Source organism: Photobacterium sp., assembly GCF_033720175.1.
Classification (GTDB): domain Bacteria; phylum Pseudomonadota; class Gammaproteobacteria; order Enterobacterales; family Vibrionaceae; genus Photobacterium.
Genome location: NZ_JAWWDA010000009.1, coordinates 86,387 through 106,054 on the forward strand (window position 1 = coordinate 86,387; position 19,668 = coordinate 106,054).

A 19,668-nucleotide genomic window follows, 5' to 3' on the forward strand; every position below is an offset into this window, starting at 1 on the left:
TACATGTCGTTATGGTTGCTAATTCGTCGGTGGGCTCTGCTTCAATTTCGCCAGCTGAATGGACGCAACCTGTTGCTATCGCTGCTTGGATATATAGCGATAAGCTGGGTATTACTGACCATTGCGAGTGAGCATGTACTCACTCGCACTTTTACCGATTTCATTTATTATCTGTTCGTCACAGCATCAACTGTCGGCTACGGAGACATGTCACCGACGACGACAGCAGGTAAGTGGGTCGCCGCCTTATTTGTGATACCGGGCGGATTGGGGCTTTTCGCCATTTGCGTCGGCCGTATCGCTTCCGTATTCATTAACTACTGGAAAAGCGGTCTATTGGGAAAACGGAGTCTTAAAGTGAACAACCATATCCTGGTGTTAGGCTGGAATGAACAGCGCACCCTGCATCTGATCAAGATGTTACAACACGAAGAGAAAGATCAACGCCCTATCGTGCTGTGTGTTCGTCCTGAAATTGAAAACCCCCTGCCGGGAGAAGTCGAATTTGTCCGGGTCACCAGTTTTACCGATAACGATGGCATGGCAAGAGCCAGCGTCGCCAGTGCCAGCTGCATCATTATCGACAACACGGAAGACGATATAACGCTGTCAGCCGCTTTGTATTGCGCCAACAAAAATCCAGATGCACATCTGCTCGCCTATTTCAATGACGATACGCTAAGTCAGCTGTTAAAACAGCATTGCCCGAATGCAGAATGTATTCCATCCGTCGCCGTCGAAATGCTGGCTAAAGCCGCAATCGATCCCGGTTCCAGTGGGCTACACCATGAACTGCTCAGTACCCATCGGGGGATGACTCAATATTCTGTTACCTACCCAGAGCACTGCTCTGCCACCAGCATCGATGCATTGTTCTCCCGTTTCAAGCAACAATATGAAGCTACGCTGATTGCAATTGATACCGGCGCAGGGATCGAACTCAATCCGATACTTAACAGTGAAGTTCCCCCCGGTGCTAAGCTTTTTTATATTGCGGACGAGCGCATTAAGACGTTTACGTGGTAGACATACGCAGTTCTAATCCTTAATTCTCATCGATATCTGATCAGGAATCACAATGTTTGATTGGCTTAAGAAGAAAACAACACCTGAAAAACCCATTCAACAGGCGCCTGAAATACTGGGTTTGAGGCTTGGTGGGGCATTTGAATTAGATGATCTTAAACTACGTCTGATCGAACCCGACCTTGTTATTGAAGGGGCTTCGCGCACTCAGCTCATTAAGGCCGTTGGCGAAGTTCAGCTTGATGAGCAAACTCGCCTGCTCCGCTATTACACCGATGACGATGGTTTTATTCAGGTACTGACTCATGGCCAGACTGAAGCCGATGTCAGCGAAGTAAAACTTTATTATTTCTACGACACGAAGCCAATTGATACCGAATCTGAGTGGAAGCACTTACTTCACAATCAGATTGTGCAGCCCACCTGGGAGCTGGAAGGCCATACTTTTGAAAAAGTCTGGGATAACAGCCGTCCGGTCGCGATGACAGAAAAAACCTGGTTGGAAAATGGTTCTATTAGCGAAACCGATCAATTCGTCATGATTTACGAACGAGAGATCGGGAACGATATCTTCGAATGCCTGCTCGTCGCCGGCGAAGAAAAAATCATTCATAACCGTCCCGAACGCAGTCTGGCTACCAGTACTGGCATCAACCTTGCACCGACAGATTTTAAGCTGATTGGCTAGTTTGTAATACTTTATTAATTAATTAGGAACTCACATGGATGTTTTAGCGAACTCTCTAGCAGGCCTTGGTGCCTTTTTGCTGTATTTCTCACTGTCTCTGGTTTTCTTATTGCTGTTTAAATTCGTCTACGTGCGCTTTACCCCCCACGACGAATGGAAACTGGTGAAAGACGAGAAAAATATCTCCGCAGCCATCGCCCTGTCTGGATCCATCATTGGCTACTCTCTGGCTGTTGCTAGCGCCGCCAGTAACTCAGTCAACTTAATCGACTTTGCCGTTTGGGGTGTCGTGGCACTTATTGCTCAACTTATCGCTTTCATCATCATTCGCTTTGGTTTTATGCCAAAGATTGTAGAGCGCATTGAAGCCGGGGAAGTCCCCGCGGGTATCGTGATGGCAGCCACTTCTGTTTCAGTTGGCCTGCTAAATGCCGCTTGTATGACCTACTAGGAGCCACCGCGATGAAACGAAGTAAGCAGGTTGTACTGGCAAGCATGCGTAAAAATTGGCGTACGTTCTCTGTTACGCCGATCACCGTTGCGTTTGCAGGTGCTGTTCTCTCAGGATGCAGTGACAATAGTAGTGAAGCTTCTATTTATCAGGGCTTAGATGACTGTATTGATGATAACCCAAATTACAGCAGTGAATGTCAAGCCGCCTACCAGAATGCATTACAAGAAGCAGAGCGCACGGCACCGAAATACTCGACGCAGAATGATTGTATCGCCGAATTCGGGGCTAATGCCTGTGTAGAATCGCGCAACAATAACTGGTTTATGCCGGCGATGGCTGGCTTTATGTTTGGTCGGATGCTGGACAATAACCGGGGTTACTATTCCCAGCCTATGTTCCGCTCTAATTATCCGGGTAGTATTTTCTATGACCGCTGGACGACAGCTGACGGTTACGATTACGGTAAAAGCAGCTATAAGAAAACCAAGGTTCGGGTATCTAAAGATCAAATGAAGCCCAAGCCAACGGTAAACCGTACTATTTCTCGGGGGGGATTTGGGTCAACCGTGTCGGCAAAATCGAGCTGGAGCAAATCGTCCAGCGGCAGTAAAAGCTGGGGGGGATAATTTTCAGCGTTACAACTCACGAGATATAAAGCCAGCATTGAAGCTGGCTTTATGCTTTCAAGATTACCGCAATTGTATTGCACCCTAGTGCTTACTCACCCATATTTGAAAAGGCCTTTCATTCCTCTCAGCTCACTTCTACTGACTTATATCGTCTGAGTTGTTAAGGGCTATATCGACTGCCTCCATTACAGAGTCAACACATAGAAATTGTCTGGCAAGCAAGTTTTCATCGCCCTGCTGGTACTTGCCTGTTTTCACCAGGCAAGCTTGTAGCCCGGCATTCAGAGCGCCTTCAACGTCACCGAAAATATCATCACCCACCATCAATATTTCGTCAGCAGCAGCCGTTGTCGTCGCCACTATCTGGTTAAAAAATTCAGCGGACGGCTTACCGACAATAAGTGCTTCGGTGGTGGCAGCGTATTCAATGGCGTGGATAAAAGGGCCGGCATCCAGATGCAGCTGACCACCGAGCTTGAAATACCGGTTACGGCCAATGCCGATCAGCGTTGCGCCGTTTTGGCAGAGCTGAAACGCATGATCCAGTGTCTCATAGCAAAAACCATCTTCAGCATCGCCAATAACCACCGCATTCGGACGGCTTTGCTCAAGATCGGCAAATTCAGACCGGATATTTTTGTGGATCAGACAGTAGGGACGCCAGTTGCGTTGCTGTAGCAGTGCCTTGACGGCGGCGGGAGCGGTGTAGATCTGTCGCAGATCGATGTCAAATCCCAGGGCAATGAGATCGTCATAGATCTGGATGCAGGTCTTACGGGAGGTGTTGGTGACAAAACGGACCTCAAGATCACTGGCTTGGGCGCGCTTTATTGCTTCTACGGCACCGGGTACTGCTTGGGTGCCAACATACAATACCCCGCTGAGATCAAAAAACAGTGCTTTGTACATCCTGATTCCCCCATCGTTTTTGTTGAGTATAGAGTGTGGGGAGATGGAATGGCGCTCGGCAGCCACAAGTTCGTAATCTTCTCAGTCTCCTTTTGGGAGTCTCTCGTTTCAACACTAGGGAAAGAACTGTGTCGTTATTACAGCATAACAGCGAACAACACAATCGACAGGCCGCTATCTTGCGGCCTCTTGAGTATTTGACGATCAGCCGATAACAGCAACACCAAACAGGGTCTGATGACCACGAAGCACCAGGCCAAAGAGGATCAACCCGACCACCACTGCGATGACGTCAAACCACGCCTTTGGTTTGCCCTTTGGCACCAGACTACTTCTCGGCTTAGCCAGAAAGATATCAATCAGGGCATAGATAAAGAAACCGCTAAATAGCAGGGTGGAAGCCAGATCACCATTGGCCAGAAAATGAACGAAGGCCCAAATGCAGGTGGCGATTAACATCGGGTGTTTTAGCTTAGCGCGTATATGGGTATCTAAATAGGCAGCAGTTAATAAAATAAAAACAACAGGCATCAGAGCGTGGGCAAGCGGCCGGGAAAAAGACAGCGGCACCCACAGCTGATCTTTGGGAGCCAGAGCAAAGCCATGAAAGATCAGCAGTAAAGCAATCACCGAAATAGCGGAAAATAACGCCAAGTAGGGCATTCTTCCCAACCGGTCAATCAGTAGCTGCCTAGGACCTGTCATCGTGGGCAAAAGATGGATGGCGATAAACAGAAGCAGTCCCAGTAATAAAAATGCCATTATTCTTTCCTTATAAATTATATTGTTAAATATTCATCCACCGTTCTCCCAACTGAACTAAGGGGAGTCGTATGGTGCTTCTGAGTGGGAATACACAGCTTCCTGTCCATATAATATTGTTTGTAGATCAATGAATGTATTAATGCTAATTATTCTTGTTAAATCGCAAACAATCCCAGTACATACAGTATATTCAGGATGAAACCTGTCAGGATGGCCGCAGCGACCGGAGCTGCGATTTTGAGTACAGGCCGGCCCATCGCCTCATTGAAATAATAAAGGATAGCGAAGATGGTGAATCCGGTTGTGGAGCCCATTTTCATTACTGCCAGTACGCCGCCAATCAATAATGCAAACTCCATTAAAGTATTCATTGAGTTACGGATGTTGTCTGAGGAATTGCGGATGGACGGAAACTGCTCGAGGAAGCCGCTGATCTTCCGCAACAGCAGGACTTCAACACAAATAATAACGCCACCCAATGCCGCTGCAACGGGGACACTCGGAGCAAGGTAGCCGGCAACAAACACAAAAGACATTCCGACCACACCGTAAATCCCTGTCGTAAGCGCCGTGGTCGCGATCAGCGGGAGAAATGCGAGACCACGCATAAACTCCGACAGTGCTACCCGCTCCATCGCGGCGTCATAAGCAATAGGATCTGTCTGTTTGTACACTTCGCCCAGTGAGTAAATGGATACTTCCGAGCCGGCAAAAATACCGGCGTTCGCCACTGCAGCAATCAGAGCACCGGCAACGGCAAGGAGAGGCAGGTTTTTGACGATTGCCCTTTTACGCTCGTCAAACAGGCTGTGCATACCTGACATATCGGGCGGTGAAATACCCTTTTTCCTATCAGTCAGATCTTTGCGGATAGCACTCGCCACTAACATGACCATACCAATCAAGATCTGGATCGGTTCAGGGTATATCGCGGTGAATTTGATGACCAGTAGGCGGGAAATGATAACAACAGCGGCTGCCGCCACCCCGGCTCGCCAGCCAAACTGATAGAAAATCGCGAGCAACGGGAACAGAGCAAACGCCGACATCACCGGCGTACCCAGCTCGGCCAAGGCACCCAAGACATCAATCGGCAACCCGGCCAATACGCTATTGACTACCGTGAGCGATGTGACCACCAAGATCCCCCACAAGCCACCAGCCACTCCGGCAAGTACCCGGTTACCGATCATCACGCCCAGAACATCTGTCGGTAAAAAGAGTAACCAAGGGTTAAGTAAGCCGGTCGAAAGGGTGAATGTAATTCCCACCGACACAACAAAACCAATAGACAAGCCAAATGCGGTAGAGCCCGCATCACGCCTTGTCATATTACCATCCGCAACTTGAGGTAGCATGGGGCGGATCCCGTCGTGGAATACTGCTGCACTCATGTTGGCGATAACGGCAGTCATGGCACAGAGCAGTGCGACTAAACCTATGTGCATAACATCCATGTTATGTCCTTACTTCTTGGAGAGGATAGAAATGAGCATGGGAATCGCGTGTTCAATATGCTCAATGGAAAGTCCGAAAGCCACCTTGCCCTCATCGACAAAGCGCTCGATTTCGTCTTGTTTAGCCTGAATAGATGGCTTGGCTATGGTGCAGCTCTGCGGGTAACCAATGATAGCGATTGCCATCGACAATGCTGCACCTGCTCCTGTGTTACAGCAACCGATGTAATAATCCAGCAGGCCCGATTTCACCTGCATGGCTGCATCCATGTCGTTCAGGATATGACAATTAAAAACACCGGGTGCGACAGCATCAATTTGCTCTTTTATCTGTTCACGCTGCAGACCCGCAATACCGATTCGTTTCATATCCTAACCTCTTGATTTAGCCAAATAGCTTACTTGGATTGTGTTTTAGCATGGTGTCTATCCCTTGCTGACTAATGCCACGCTCGCGTAGCGTGGGAACAAATTCATCCATCAGATAGCAAAAGCCAAGGCCGCCATTTTCTTTCAAGTGAGAACGACGAGTGATGTCCATGGAAAGCATGACCCGCTCTAAATAACCGCGCTCAGACAACACTTCCAGCATGTCTAACCGTTTGGTATCTGGGTAATAGCTGTTTTTTCCGATCGTGTCGAACTGCACGTAACAGCCCTGATCGATGAGCCAGACAATGTCATCAAGGTTGTCTTTCAGATCGCAGTGACCAATCGTCACGTTATTCATGTTGACGCCATATTGCTTTAGCCACATTACCTGCTGGCGGCCCATTGAACTCATCGACTGGTGAGTGGAAATTGGGCAGCCGGTTTTCAGGTGGGCATAGGCGGCGGCTTCAAAGACTTTTTTCTCTATATCGGTAAACGTGTTCTCACTGCTGCCGATTTCACCGATCAAGCTGGCTTTCATGCCGCTTCCGGCAATACCGTTTTCGATTTCATCCACCATCTCGCGGCCGATCTCCCGTGCCGACTTGGTGTATAGCTCGGGAGGGAAAAAGCCTTCAATGTAATAGCCGGTAGAGAGCAAGATATTCATTCCGGTATCATTTGCTAAATCTTCAATAAAACGAGGGTTACGCCCCATAAAGCGATTAGTCACTTCAACGATATTAAATACACCGCGTGACTTGAGTTGCAACAGCTCTTTTTTGATCAGATCGTACTGATCCAGCCTGCAGTCGCTATCGCCTTTTTGCGGTGATAAATCAATATGCAAATGTTCGTGAACATAGGTGTAACCGCTGTCGTCAATCATGTTGATCTCTCTTTACACCACTGTATATTTCGCTAATAGCTCGGCGTTATCTCGCCTGCCACGACTTTTTTCTGGTGAGTGATCAGCGCATCCCTGTCAATTAGGTTTCTCAAGAGTGTTTTAATGTACACAGCCTCATTTCGGACCAGTAGTACCGCCTCAGAGGCCATTTCACACTCGGGGAGATGGCTAAGTGACTTTTCTTCCAGACCGAACTTATCCATGTCTATGGCTTCCGTCAGCCAAATTACTGCATCTATATCCCTACTGGCCAAATGGGCCAAACTATCACCGTAATTAATTTCAATAATTTCAATATCTTGGTCTGGGAAAGCCTGCTTGGTCAGGATCTGCTGATCTGGAGAATCCGGATCAACACCAATACGACGGATGGCACCATATTCACCCTTACGGTAAATCATCCGGTGATCATTCGAATAGGAGTTCTTTCCCAAATTAACGGCAACCGTCAAACCGTCGCTGTAATTCTGCGCTGCAAGCTTCGACATAATCGCGATATCATGCACGCCGGAACTTAACAATTTTGCTCTGACCCCGGCACCTCGCATGTGAGCGAAGTACAACGGTAAACGGCCCATCTGGACTTTTAATCCACTGGCCAGTCCCTCGTAATGCTTGGTGTAAGGCAGCGGCATGGCACATACAACGTTACCCAGCCCTGCCAGACGAACTATCTCTTCGCTGTCTAAGCGAGAAATATAAGTACCATTACGACCTTGTCTCGAAAGCGCTATCACACCATCAGCTTCAATTTTTTTCAGCGCTTTTTGAACTAAGCCAACCGACAGCCCGAACTCTTCTGCTAACGAATCAATAGTACGTAAACGAGCACCTTCTTTTAGAGACATCAGATATCGGGCGATATTAATGACTGCGGTACCTTCTTTTTTTATATATATTTTAGGCATGCCTAAACCTTCATCTTTCTGAAAGTTTTAATAATACGCCTATCGCAGATTGAATCCATTAGCGCCGAACACAAATGAGACACCTATCAATAAGATAGCATCATGTAGCTTGCGAATAAAAAAGTAGTCATACCAGCTTACTTATCAATTTACCACGAAGAAGTGATAACCATTTCATTTAATGAGACCGATACTTTAATGGCGGATGTAACTGATAATCCACATATTAAAGTTACCGTGTACTGAAAAATATCTCTCCTTCATTTAAGGCAGCTTAGCTTGTGACTGCGCTAATACCAAAAGCATTGAAAAAAGGCCGCCAAAGAAAAGTGACGAACTTCATATCTCTTCATCTCTGCTTGCACCAGGCGCATTGATAATTCTAATTGCGTCGCAAATAAATGTCTTTTTTGTCATCAAAAAAATGAATATTTAAAAGATGTGAGTTTGCACAATATATTTCATCCAAATGAATACTATTATCGGGATCTAAATTTTCGGGGTGAAATAAGTTTAAAGGGTAAAAATATGAAGATTTTTCTATGCTGTGCTGCTGGGATGTCAACCAGCATGCTTGTAAAAAAAATGCGTGAATCTGCTGATAAACAGAACATTGATTGCTCTATTAATGCTTATTCAGTGTCTGAATTTGAAGCATCACTGGCAGAAAACGATGTTTGTTTGGTAGCACCGCAAGTTAAGTTCCAATTTGAAGAATTCAAGAAACGCGCTGAAGAAAACGGTAAAGCTTGTGGCCTTATCGACATGATGACCTACGGCATGATGAAAGGTGATGTAGTTCTTGACCAAGCAGTTAATCTTTATAAATCTATGAATAACAAGTGATTAGGAGTTAATTCATGTCTGTACTAAATGGAATTATGGGCTTCGTTGAAAATGTCGTCGCACCTGTTGCGGCGAAAGTTTCAACCCAGCGGCATATTAATGCAATAAAAGATGGTTTCGTGGCAACAATGCCGTTTTTGATTGTGGGTTCTTTGCTTTTGGTATTAGCTTTCCCGCCGCCGGGAGATAACTTTTTCCTCAATGGCTGGCACTCCCTTATGGAGATGATTGGTCGAGATAATATACTGACACCGTTCCAAGTCAGTATGGGTATATTTGCTCTATATGCCGCATTTGGTATCGGCTTTAGTTTGGCAGAATCGTATGGGCTGCGCGCGCAAAACTCTGGTTTACTCTCATTATTCACCTTCCTTTTGGCGGCAGCTCCCCTGCAATCCGTTGAGGGTGTGGGTGGCGTGATACCAGCGGCTTACCTAGGTGGTACTGGTGCATTCACCGCAATCATGGCTGGTTTGTTTGTGCCCGAGCTACAGCGCTTCTTGCGTGATAAAAAGATCAGTCTTAAGCTTCCTGAAGCGGTGCCTGAAAAAATCGCCGCATCATTTGACCTGCTAATTCCAATCGTCATTCTCTCAGTGTTGATCCCAAGTCTTAATGCAGTGCTTGGTAGTTACGACCTGACGATTCCATCTGCGGTTATGGAGTTATTCAAACCATTAGTCTCAGCATCAGACTCGTTCTTGGCATGTCTACTTGCCGTTGTTATGATTCAGCTACTTTGGTTCGCCGGTATTCACGGTTCAGCCGTTGTGGTTAGTGGTATCTTGGGTCCAATCTTACTGGTCAACCTTGGTATGAACCAAGATGCGCTTGCCGCTGGTCTTGAGATACCGAAGATTTTCGTTAACCCGTTACTTGATTTCTTTGTCTTTGTTGGTGGTGCCGGTGGTACTTGGGGCCTCGTTGTACTAATGATGCGCTCAAAGGCGACACACCTGAACGTAATCGGAAAGATGTCAATCATTCCTGGCAGCTTCAATATCAACGAGCCGGTTATTTTTGGTACGCCTATTGTAATGAACCCGAACTATTTCATCCCTTGGATGCTTTCGCCAATGATTAATACCTGTATTGTGTGGCTGGCCTTTAAGACTGAGATTGTATCTAAAATTGTTGCACTTCCACCATGGACTATGCCTGCGCCTATCGGTGCGGTTATCGCGACAAACTCCGGTACAGCGGCGATTTTGGTTGGGGTTTGTGTACTTGTGAGCATGGTTGTTTTCTATCCGTTCTTCAAAGTGCATGAAAAGCAATTGCTTCTCGAAGAGAAGGCAAATGCTGAAGAAGAACAACAACCAACAGCTGAACCAGTAAAGGCTTAATCATGACTTTCGAAATTAATACTCAAGAAGATATTACTGAAGAGTTTCTGATGACATTACTTTGCAAAGCAGGTGAAGCACGTTCAGCTGTGATGCAAGCGATGGGAGAGGCCCGAGGCGGTAACTTTGAGCGTTCTGAGGCGATGCTGGTCGCAGCGGAAGAAGCGCTTACCGAAGTACATAAGACGCAAACAGGCTTAATTGGTTTCGATGAAGGTGAAGGTAAGGTCACAATGACTCTTATCCTTACTCACATTCAAGACCACATTATGACTGCAATGCTATGCCGCGATATGGCGAATGAGATCATTGCTATTCACCGTCGGCTAGAAAACGTATAAGGCAACTGAAATGAAAAAGCGTATTTTTGATTTAACGAGTCATGATGTAAACAGCATGACTCGCACCGAAATTGTTGAGTGTATCAAGCTCTCTGAAGGTCGCACCATGATGGTTGAGAACGTTGTATCTGTGGCTCCCCCCCTAGATCTCGTCTCAGGTGCTGAAATTGCGGCCGCATTCGGTGCTGATATGATCACCCTTAACTGCCTGGATATCTTTCACCCTCGAGCAGAAGTGTCCGGGGCCGGTAGCCATGGCGTTAAGGACCATTTCACTATTGAAGAATTACGTGATTTAACCGGCCGCCTAATCGGGTGTAACCTAGAGCCGGTACCGGCCGGGTTTACCGATATTGCGGTCGGCCGTTCAGTGACTCGTGAAACGGTAGAGCAAGCTGTTGAGTTAGGCATGAACTACATTATGTTAACGGGTAACCCGGGAATGAATGTGTCACAAGAAACCATTCTAGATGCAATTCGCTTATGTCGCGAAGTGTCGCAGAACATCGTCATCATCGCAGGCAAAATGCACGGTGGTGGAGTTGGTAACGACTATAACTTAGACATTGTTAGCGATTTTGCTGAGGCTGGTGCTGACATCATGATGTTCCCTGCGCCTTATACAACACCTAGTGTTTCACCTGAAATAGCCCATCAGATGATGGATGCTGTTCACAATGCTGGAATGCTTGGTCTATTAGCAATTGGTACATCTCAAGAAGGTGCATCAGAAAGCTATATAGAACAAGTCGCGATGGCATCGAAAGGAGCGGGAGCTGACATTATTCATATCGGTGATGGTGGATATGGTGGTATCGCTGTGCCAGAAAATATCATCCGTATGGGCATGACAATTCGCGGCCGGCGCCATCAATTCAAACGCATGGCCAACCGGCGATAACGCTGGATAAATAACTCAAACTAACTATTAAGGAGGTCTGTTTAACAGGCCTCCTTTTTTATGTACTCGTTGCTCATCAAATGGTGGGCGGCTTCTGTAGAGGCTATAAATATCCGCCATCAATGACAGAAAAGTTAATCATCGTTAGGCGACCCGTTTTCATGACTCATGCTTAATCTAAAATTTCTTTTACCCGACCGACGTCACCGCTTTCTAACCTAACCTTAATACCATGGGGATGTGTTGATGACTTGGTTAGAATATCTTTCACGACTCCCTTGGTGAGACTTCCTGTACGTTGATCTTTTTTCAATACAATTTGAACCTCTAATCCTGCTTGTATATCTGAGCGGTTGGTACCATTCATAAGTTTGTCTCTGCTTAATCGAGTTATTTAATATCTGCTAGTTGTAATATCTCTCACTTGCAATACTTTAGCTAGCTTTATACCAAACCACTTCAAAATCCTGAGTTAAAAAAGAACCTCTCCTCTATTCATCGCTACCTCGAGCTTAACTTCGGTGCAATACTGAATCACTCGATATTTAACGGGTTCGCAAATACTACCAGTAGGCAGATGGAGTTCGAGTTGAGAACAACTTATAAATATTAATATGATGCTGAAACAAAAAAATCCTCAACCTTTCGGCTGAGGACTTCTATTCAGAGGCAGCATCTCTGCTGCCATTTTTGTCAATTATAGATTAGCTGCAAGCTTTAACAAGCGCCCATGGACCACCCGCATCAGGCTGGTTATTATCCGTCCACCATTTAGCCTGATAGATATTACCCTGATAGCTCACCTGATCGCCGCCATTATAGACAGTACCTTTAACCCATGGTGCAGGGCATGTTGACAACTGCCCAGCTTCAAAGCTGACCACCAGTACAGATGACGCACTGACTGCCGTGAAGGTATAGCTGTTAGCGACTGGCTGTGTAACACCGTCTACCACAATAGATTTCACTTTAAATCCACTGTCGGCAATGAAGTTGACAGTAAAATCTGTTCCGCCTTTGGCTTGTAGCAGACCGTTTGCATCTGGTGTCGGAGAAATAATACCACCAGCACCGTTGACCGTGGCACTGATTTCAAACATCACAGAGATATCAGTGGTAACTTCAGTGAAATCACCGCTAAAACCTGCAAAGTTTGATGCACTCAGGGTTTTAACATCAGTATTTTTCAGTACGATTCTTTTCTTATCACCCTTTGCATACGGTTCGGTCAACGTGAGCACCGTGTCAGCCCCTTCTTGGGTCAATTTGACTGCAGAAAATGGTACTGGCTGATTGCTTGGTACTGTCAAAACAGTCTTGGCCGTGTCGAAAGTATTTACGACCAATTCCATGTTCCAACCCCAGTTAATGTGGTTGAGTGGAACAATGTAGCCGAGACGATCATAGCCACCCGTGACGTTAGTAAACATCTCTGCATTAATGTCGGCAAGAGTCAGGCCAACTAATTCGTAAGACGCATATATGCCGCCATCTTCTGCTTGTGGGCCAATGATGATTGATGTTGCTGTCTCGTAGGCCTTGAGGTGTTTGAATCCGATACCGGCACTGCCTTCGATTTTATCAACGGCCGGGTCAAAGTCCTGCACCACTTGCTTTCCGGTATTCCATGCCAGAACATAAGTATCCGACTTAGCGATAACGGCTGCTGGATTTGCAGTAACTGCCGCGGCTGATAAACCTTTTAGCACCACACTCTGCCCGGAAAATTGCAGCTCGGTATCACCTGCCATGTCTGAAATTGTCAGTGATGCCAGCGGATCAGCAGCCTGCCATCCTCGAAGTACAATCAGATCATCACCGACAGTAAAGTCAGCAACCGTTGTGACAGAGCCTGTTTCTTCATTCAGTAGAATCTGGTCTTTGCCGCCGCCGGTGATCACAGTGTCACTGCCCCACCCTGCGGTCAACACTTCATTATATGTGGAACCATGCGTTGTGCTGTTTCCAGGGACATCGAACAAGGTGTCGTAGCCGCCGAACTTGTGCACGTATTTGGTAATGCAGGTACCCAGTTCATCACAGGTAATTTGGTCTTTGGTTAACAAAGCGGCAGTTCCCCACGCCCCACGAAGGTGGGAGGCTGCCAGAAGCCCTGACATAGTCGCTTGCACTTGGATTGGCTGGCCGTTTTCGTCTTTATCAGGCCAACTTTTTGCCAGCGCCTGCGCCCATGTCATGTTGGCATCAGCAAGCAGCTTGCTCATCACTTTGTAGTTAAAATGCATCGCATCACGTATTACCAGCTCCTGCTTAGCCTGCGAACGCAAGTCATCAAGCGAATTCACACCGTTTTTACCAACAAAGGTTCCTTCCCATAAGTTGGTATCCGTGACATAGACTTGATTGCCACCAGATCCCTCGATTTCAGCTAGCGCTTCTGTTTTACAGCCGATCCAGGTCGAATCAGGAACGAACATGTAGAAGCTGTCATAGTTTTTGCCTTCGATGGTAACTTCTTTCGGACTATAGTAACCCGCATCGATCAGCACGGCCTCACCGAGTTGATACCCGATAAATCCCCATGCATTCATTGAGTTGTATTGCATAGAACGGAACATGGCGCTGTCGTTGGGAGTCAGCGGGTTATAAATGGTGTCAATCCCCAGCTTAGTGAAAAAGCCGTTGATGGTTGTTGGCTCCGAGATCATCGTTCCGGTAGAACAATCTCGCACCAGGCGACCAGGCTTAGTTACTTTGGAGTAGGTGTAGACTGGGTTATCTAAATTATCCAGGTAGAAGCCAGCGAGCGCCGGATTAATACCAGACTCAAAGTCACGCAGCGAATCAAGAAAAGCTTGCATCCCGCCCTCTGCGGCAAACGCGGGGGAAGACAACCCTAAAATGACGGCAGCTGATACTGCTTTAATATGTGTTTTCAATGTTCTATCCTTGTCATTGGTGTTGCATTAAATTAGGGCCTAGAGACCCAGGTGTTATTCCCAATAAAAATCATTAGGAACTAAATTTTTAGCTTGGCAAAGACGTTGCAGCCGATAGCATTTATGTGGCTAATAAACGTTCTCTGACATTTTCCTGTTATAGACTTCTATTTAATAAGAGATAAGAACGAGCTACCGCTCACGGGCAACTCCGCACCAAAAAATGCCGTGACACTGGCTCCCACATCGGCAAGTGTGGTTCTTGTCCCCAGTTCAACGCCGTGAGTCTGGTTGTGGTATACCAGTAAGGGCACCTGTTCCCGGGTATGCCGGGTATGACCGATGAATGGGTCATTGCCGTGATCAGCCATTACCACTAATACATCATCGCTTCCCATAAGCCCGATGACCCGCTCTAATCCCTTGTCTGATTTCTCAAGTATTTTCCAGTACTGACGCGGGTCCTGCAGATGTCCGGATAAATCTGTCTCTTGGATATTGGCGCAGAAAAAGCCTGTTGTACGTTGCTGTAAATCCTGATGCAGTAGCTCAAACACCTTCTCAGTGTCGACCACAGAAAGGTAAGAGGTTCCGGCTTCATTCTGGACAATATCGGCAACCTTGCCGTACAAGTAAGTGTGGATACCCACTTCGCTCAGTTTTTGCGGAACCTGTGTCGCGGCATCTACGCCATAGCCCAAATGGACCACCTGAAATCCGTTGTCATAAGTACCGGAATCTGGCGCGTTAACGCCGATGTATGTAACTTCCCCGTTGGGATCAGCCTTGGTTTCGATGGCATCAACGATTTGCTGCATTGAATTCACAAAACCACCGAAGGCAATATTGCGGCCGACACCATTGGCCGAGCGCACCACCTGACCAATCTGCCTGACCTGATCGAAACTGATCTGAGAGAAGTTTGCTGTCAGGTTGTACACCTGGCCTAAATCGGCTTCGAGGTTATCACCCACCACGACGCAATCATTTATTATCAGCGCCTGCAAACCATTTTTTACCAACCGCTTAACCTGATAGTTTTTCGCCAATAATGCCTGTTCGATAGCATCAATCGACTGCTGAAACGGCATGACAACAGGCGGTTTGGGAAGGGTGCCCATGATTTCCTGGTGCCCCATAAAAGTGTCTCCACCTTCATGAGCAAGCCAGGCATGGCCCCAGTTCGCATCAGGATTTGCCTTCATGACCGATTTAGTCGCGCCCACAACATTGACCAGCCCCAGTTTTTCAAGCGTCGGTAACATTTTAAGCGGAAAGTGATTGAGCAATTTCTCGGCCGTATTTGCACCGGTATCCTGAGGACGCACCTCGGTAACATCCGGCATTTCGCCGACACCGAAACCATCTAAAACCACCACGATAAATCTAGCCACACGACACCTCATTACCTAAAGAGTTATAAATACCCACTAATCGCGGGGTACCCTGCGAGATTCCGGAAATCAATGCAACATCACTGCGGGTAACGAAAATCTGAGTACGAAACGCCATGACTACCGGTGAGCCAATAGCAAATTTCCCTTCTAGCTTCAGGTGATAATCGATACTTGAATCGTCGTCATTGCTAACGGCCACCATCACCTCCTGCTCGGGTTGGTCTTCTTGAGATTGCCAAACCAATGCCGAAGTAAGATTTCCCCGGCGGTAATAACCACCACCGTAGCAGTAACTATTCTCTTCGTAGTGATGTGAAACCTCACTAAGATAGAGCATCGCAATCTTTTCAGGCTGGCTGCCATCATGATTGGCAGGTGTCGTACCGGTCAGTGCATGCCCGGGTTCACCGTGCGTCCCCCCGAACTCCGCCAGCATGGGAAGCGTCTCACAGCTTGTCGACGATGGGCCGTTTAATTGTTCAACGTCATATCCCAATGATTCAGCCTTATTCGCCGCTAACCTCAAAGTGATCAGATTTACCGTGGGCTGAGTGGTGTTAGTTTCAGTGTTGTATAAGAAGCAAGGGAAATGCGTTAAACCAACGAGCTTGAGGTTTGGTAAAGCGGTTATCGCTGCCAGAACCTGTTCCAGCAGTTCGAAAGGAAAACCTGATTCTTGATTTACATATAAGTGATCATCCAACCGGTAAAACTTAAGCAAAATTCCTTGTGTTCTGTTTGCATTGACTGCCGCTGCAGATATTTCCCGCGCCTTTTCCAGCGAGTAGACGGTGATCACCTCAGGCCTGATATCTGCAACCATTTCAGGAACCATATTGCTTGGCGGCTGCACGAGATGTCCGGTATGGGCCACCTTGATTCCGGCGAGGGCAAGTTGTCGAGCTTCCTTAAAATCTACGCAGACGATACCTTGATACTGGCACTCTTCCACCAAGATCCTGGCAAGCTCTGGGTTGCGCCCGATCTGCTTGGTCATGGCATAAAGCTTAATACCCAACTCGTCCGCTCTGGCCTTGATGAGGTTAGCATTAGCCGTGAACTGATCAACGTCAATGACATAGGTATCAGGTAGTAGCAAGCCTTGATTTAAATAGTCGGTAGCCGTATCTATAAGTGCCTGGTTCTGCTTTTTTAAGGCATTCAGAAACATAAAGAAAACCTTCTTAAGAGGATAAGAGTCCGCCCGTTGTTGCTTAGGGGGGAGGTGAGCGAACTCTTATTTTGGATTAAATTGCAAAGATCCCCAGTACATACAGTACGTTGAGAATGAAACCTGTCAGGATAGCCGCAACTGCAGGCGCTGCTATTTTGAGTATTGGTCGGCCCATAACTTCGTTGAGGTAGTAGAGGATGGCGAAGATGGTGAATCCGGTTGTAGAACCCATTTTCATCACAGCCAGTACGCCACCGATCAACAATGCAAACTCCATTAAGGTATTCATTGAATTACGGATGTTATCTGAAGAGTTACGGATAGAAGGGAATTGCTCCAGGAAGCCACCGATCCCCCGCAACAGGAAGACTTCAACACAAATAATAACGCCACCCAATGCCGCTGCAACGGGAACACTTGGAGCAAGGTAGCCAGCAACGAAGACAAAGGTCATTCCGACGACACCGTAAACCCCTGTCGTAAGCGCCGTGGTCGCAATCAGCGGGACAAAGCCAAGACCGCGCATAAACTCAGACAGTGCTACCTGCTTCATCGCCGCATCTTGAGCAACCGGATCAGTCAGCTTGTATGCTTCGGCCAGTGAGTAGATCGACACTTCCGAGCCTGCAAAAATACCTGCGTTCGCCACTGCGGCAATCAGGGCACCGGTAACGGCAAGGAAAGGCAGGTTTTTGACGATGCGCTTGGTACGCTCATCAAACAGGCTGTGCATACCTGACATATCGGGGGGTGATATCCCGTTTTTCCTGTCAGCCAGATCTTTGCGGATTGCGGTAGCGACCAACATGACCATACCAATGAAAATCTGGATGGATTCAGGATATATCGCCGTATATTTCATGACCAACAAGCGGGAAATAATAATGACGACTGCTGCCACAGCCCCGGCGCGCCAGCCAAATTGATAAAAAATGGCAAGCAACGGGAACAGAGCAAACGCCGACATTACCGGTGTACCCAGCTCGGCCAGTGCACCTAAGGCATCGACCGGCAATCCGGTTAATACGGTATTGACTGCCGTAAGCGATGTGACCACCAATATCCCCCACAAACCACCGGCCAGTCCGGCCAGTACCCGGCTGCCGATCATCACGCCCAGAATATCTGTCGGTAAAAAGAGTAACCAAGGGTTGAGTAAACCGGTCGAAAGGGTGAATGAAATTCCCACCGAGGCAACAAAGCCGATAGACAAGCCGAATGCAACAGAACCCGCATCTCGCCTTGTCATGTTACCCTCAACAAGCTGAGGAAGAATGGGGCGGATACCATCGTGGAATACTGCTGCGCTCATGTTGGCAATTATTGCTGTCATGGCACAGAGCGATGCAACTAACGCTAAATGTGCAACATCCATGTTATGTCCTTACTTCTTAGATAGGATAGAAATGAGCATGGGAATGGCGTGTTCGACATGCTCAATGGAAAGTCCGAAAGCCACCTTACCCTCATCGACAAAGCGCTCGATCTCGTCTGACTTGGCCTGAATGGATGGCTTAGCTATGGTGCAGCTCTGCGGATAACCAATGATGGCGATAGCCATTGATAGTGCCGCGCCTGCCCCCGTGTTACAGCAACCGATGTAATAATCCAGCTGGCCGGATTTCACTTGCATCGCTGCATCCATGTCGTTCAGGATGTGACAGTTAAAAACACCGGGGGCGGCGGCGTCAATTTGCTCTTTTATCTGCTCACGCTGCAGACCCGCAATACCGATTCGTTTCATACGCTAACCTCTTTATTTAGCCAAATAGCTGACTGGGATTGTGTTTTAGCATGGTGTCTATTTCTTGCTGGCTAATGCCCCGCTCGCGTAACATCGGGATGAATGCATCCACCAGATAGCAAAATCCAAGACCGCCATTTTCTTTAAGGTGGGACCGCCGGGTTATGTCCATGGAAAGCATGACCCGCTCTAAATAACCGCGTTCAGACAGCACTTGCAACATGTCTAACCGTCTGGTGTCTGGGTAATAGTCATTTTTTCCGATCGTGTCGAACTGCACGTAACAGCCCTGATCGATGAGCCAGACAATGTCATCAAGGTTGTCTTTCAGATCGCAGTGACCAATCGTCACGTTATTCATGTTGACGCCATATTGCTTTAGCCACATAACCTGCTGGCGGCCCATTGAACTCATCGACTGGTGAGTGGAGATTGGGCGCCCGGTCTCCAGATGGGCATAGGCGGCGGCTTCAAAGACTTTTTTCTCTATATCGGTAAACGTGTTTTCACTGCTGCCGATTTCACCGATCAAGCTGGCTTTCATGCCGCTTCCGGCAATACCGTTTTCGATTTCACCCACCATCTCGCTGCTGATCTCCCGCGCCGACCGAGAGTGCAATTCGGGTGGGAAAAAACCATCAATGTAGTAGCCGGTAGAGAGCAGAATATTCATTCCGGTATCAACCGCTAAATCTTCAATAAAATGATGATTTCTGCCCATAAAACGATTAGTCACTTCTACGATATTAAATACACCGCGTAACTTGAGTTGCAACAGCTCTTCTTTGATCAGATCGTACTGATCTAGCCTGCAATCGATGTCACCTTTTTGCGGTGATAAATCAATATGCAGATGTTCGTGAACATAGGTGTAACCGCTGTCGTCAATCATATTGGCCTC

The 19,668-nt window shown here is 47.3% G+C and carries 21 protein-coding genes; 8 read left to right on the forward strand and 13 right to left on the reverse strand.

Features of this window, described 5'->3' with window-relative positions; translation table 11 throughout:
* Positions 1-3 precede the first annotated feature (3 nt).
* From R3289_RS12055 to R3289_RS12070, 4 genes are read left to right on the forward strand one after another with little or no spacing between them, the layout of a single operon-like run.
* Positions 4-1,026, forward strand: coding sequence for a potassium channel family protein (locus R3289_RS12055; protein WP_318925782.1), 1,023 nt, complete (start codon positions 4-6; stop codon positions 1,024-1,026).
* Between the two features lie 52 nt (positions 1,027-1,078).
* Positions 1,079-1,714: a YjfK family protein gene (locus R3289_RS12060; protein ID WP_318925784.1), complete on the forward strand. Its 636-nt coding sequence runs from the start codon at positions 1,079-1,081 to the stop codon at positions 1,712-1,714.
* Positions 1,715-1,748: 34 nt separating this feature from the next.
* The gene (locus R3289_RS12065) at positions 1,749-2,165 is read left to right on the forward strand and encodes a DUF350 domain-containing protein (protein ID WP_318925785.1); all 417 of its coding nucleotides are present in this window, start codon (positions 1,749-1,751) and stop codon (positions 2,163-2,165) included.
* A gap of 11 nt (positions 2,166-2,176) precedes the next feature.
* Entirely contained in the window at positions 2,177-2,794 is a 618-nt protein-coding gene (locus R3289_RS12070; RefSeq protein WP_318925786.1) for a DUF1190 family protein, read from the forward strand.
* A gap of 138 nt (positions 2,795-2,932) precedes the next feature.
* Here R3289_RS12070 and R3289_RS12075 read toward each other — a convergent pair whose 3' ends face one another.
* The 6 genes from R3289_RS12075 to yhfZ all read right to left on the reverse strand — a co-directional run bounded on the left by R3289_RS12075 (position 2,933) and on the right by yhfZ (position 8,118).
* A complete protein-coding gene (locus R3289_RS12075) occupies positions 2,933-3,706 on the reverse strand; it encodes a TIGR01458 family HAD-type hydrolase (protein ID WP_318925788.1) in 774 nt (257 codons plus the stop codon).
* Between the two features lie 204 nt (positions 3,707-3,910).
* Positions 3,911-4,468, reverse strand: coding sequence for an NnrU family protein (locus R3289_RS12080; RefSeq protein ID WP_318925789.1), 558 nt, complete (start codon positions 4,466-4,468; stop codon positions 3,911-3,913).
* 158 nt (positions 4,469-4,626) lie between these two features.
* Positions 4,627-5,928, reverse strand: coding sequence for a YhfT family protein (locus R3289_RS12085; RefSeq protein WP_318925790.1), 1,302 nt, complete (start codon positions 5,926-5,928; stop codon positions 4,627-4,629).
* A 9-nt stretch (positions 5,929-5,937) separates the two neighbouring features.
* Positions 5,938-6,297: a DUF2620 domain-containing protein gene (locus R3289_RS12090; RefSeq protein WP_318925791.1), complete on the reverse strand. Its 360-nt coding sequence runs from the start codon at positions 6,295-6,297 to the stop codon at positions 5,938-5,940.
* Between the two features lie 16 nt (positions 6,298-6,313).
* The gene (locus tag R3289_RS12095; protein ID WP_318925792.1) at positions 6,314-7,189 is read right to left on the reverse strand and encodes a phosphotriesterase-related protein; all 876 of its coding nucleotides are present in this window, start codon (positions 7,187-7,189) and stop codon (positions 6,314-6,316) included.
* Positions 7,190-7,221: 32 nt separating this feature from the next.
* Complete coding sequence (yhfZ, locus tag R3289_RS12100; RefSeq protein WP_318925793.1) at positions 7,222-8,118, reverse strand: GntR family transcriptional regulator YhfZ; 897 nt, start codon at positions 8,116-8,118, stop codon at positions 7,222-7,224.
* A gap of 528 nt (positions 8,119-8,646) precedes the next feature.
* Between yhfZ and R3289_RS12105 the strand changes: the two genes are divergently transcribed.
* Genes R3289_RS12105 through R3289_RS12120 form a run of 4 tightly spaced genes read left to right on the forward strand, consistent with a single transcriptional unit; the run spans position 8,647 to position 11,552 of the window.
* A complete protein-coding gene (locus R3289_RS12105) occupies positions 8,647-8,964 on the forward strand; it encodes a PTS sugar transporter subunit IIB (RefSeq protein ID WP_318925794.1) in 318 nt (105 codons plus the stop codon).
* Between the two features lie 14 nt (positions 8,965-8,978).
* Entirely contained in the window at positions 8,979-10,310 is a 1,332-nt protein-coding gene (locus R3289_RS12110) for a PTS sugar transporter subunit IIC (protein WP_318925795.1), read from the forward strand.
* Between the two features lie 2 nt (positions 10,311-10,312).
* Positions 10,313-10,651 carry a PTS lactose/cellobiose transporter subunit IIA gene (locus tag R3289_RS12115; protein WP_318925796.1) on the forward strand — a complete coding sequence of 113 codons (339 nt, stop codon included), beginning with the start codon at positions 10,313-10,315 and terminating at the stop codon, positions 10,649-10,651.
* A gap of 10 nt (positions 10,652-10,661) precedes the next feature.
* Positions 10,662-11,552, forward strand: a complete 891-nt coding sequence (locus tag R3289_RS12120) for a dihydrodipicolinate synthase (protein ID WP_318925798.1) — start codon at positions 10,662-10,664, stop codon at positions 11,550-11,552.
* A gap of 172 nt (positions 11,553-11,724) precedes the next feature.
* Here the strand turns inward: R3289_RS12120 and R3289_RS12125 are convergent, their stop codons facing one another.
* The 7 genes from R3289_RS12125 to R3289_RS12155 all read right to left on the reverse strand — a co-directional run bounded on the left by R3289_RS12125 (position 11,725) and on the right by R3289_RS12155 (position 19,659).
* Positions 11,725-11,919, reverse strand: coding sequence for a YwbE family protein (locus R3289_RS12125; RefSeq protein ID WP_318925800.1), 195 nt, complete (start codon positions 11,917-11,919; stop codon positions 11,725-11,727).
* A 337-nt stretch (positions 11,920-12,256) separates the two neighbouring features.
* Positions 12,257-14,452, reverse strand: a complete 2,196-nt coding sequence (locus tag R3289_RS12130; protein WP_413466696.1) for a carbohydrate-binding protein — start codon at positions 14,450-14,452, stop codon at positions 12,257-12,259.
* 167 nt (positions 14,453-14,619) lie between these two features.
* Positions 14,620-15,846, reverse strand: coding sequence for a phosphopentomutase (locus R3289_RS12135; RefSeq protein WP_318925802.1), 1,227 nt, complete (start codon positions 15,844-15,846; stop codon positions 14,620-14,622).
* Entirely contained in the window at positions 15,839-17,020 is a 1,182-nt protein-coding gene (locus R3289_RS12140; protein WP_318925804.1) for a YhfX family PLP-dependent enzyme, read from the reverse strand. Before R3289_RS12140 ends, R3289_RS12135 begins: the two co-directional genes overlap by 8 nt.
* Positions 17,021-17,096: 76 nt before the next feature.
* Positions 17,097-18,398: a YhfT family protein gene (locus tag R3289_RS12145; protein ID WP_318925806.1), complete on the reverse strand. Its 1,302-nt coding sequence runs from the start codon at positions 18,396-18,398 to the stop codon at positions 17,097-17,099.
* A gap of 9 nt (positions 18,399-18,407) precedes the next feature.
* Positions 18,408-18,767 carry a DUF2620 domain-containing protein gene (locus tag R3289_RS12150; RefSeq protein WP_318925808.1) on the reverse strand — a complete coding sequence of 120 codons (360 nt, stop codon included), beginning with the start codon at positions 18,765-18,767 and terminating at the stop codon, positions 18,408-18,410.
* 16 nt (positions 18,768-18,783) lie between these two features.
* Positions 18,784-19,659 (reverse strand): phosphotriesterase-related protein, encoded by an 876-nt coding sequence (locus R3289_RS12155; RefSeq protein ID WP_318925809.1) that lies wholly within the window; start codon positions 19,657-19,659, stop codon positions 18,784-18,786.
* Positions 19,660-19,668 lie beyond the last annotated feature (9 nt).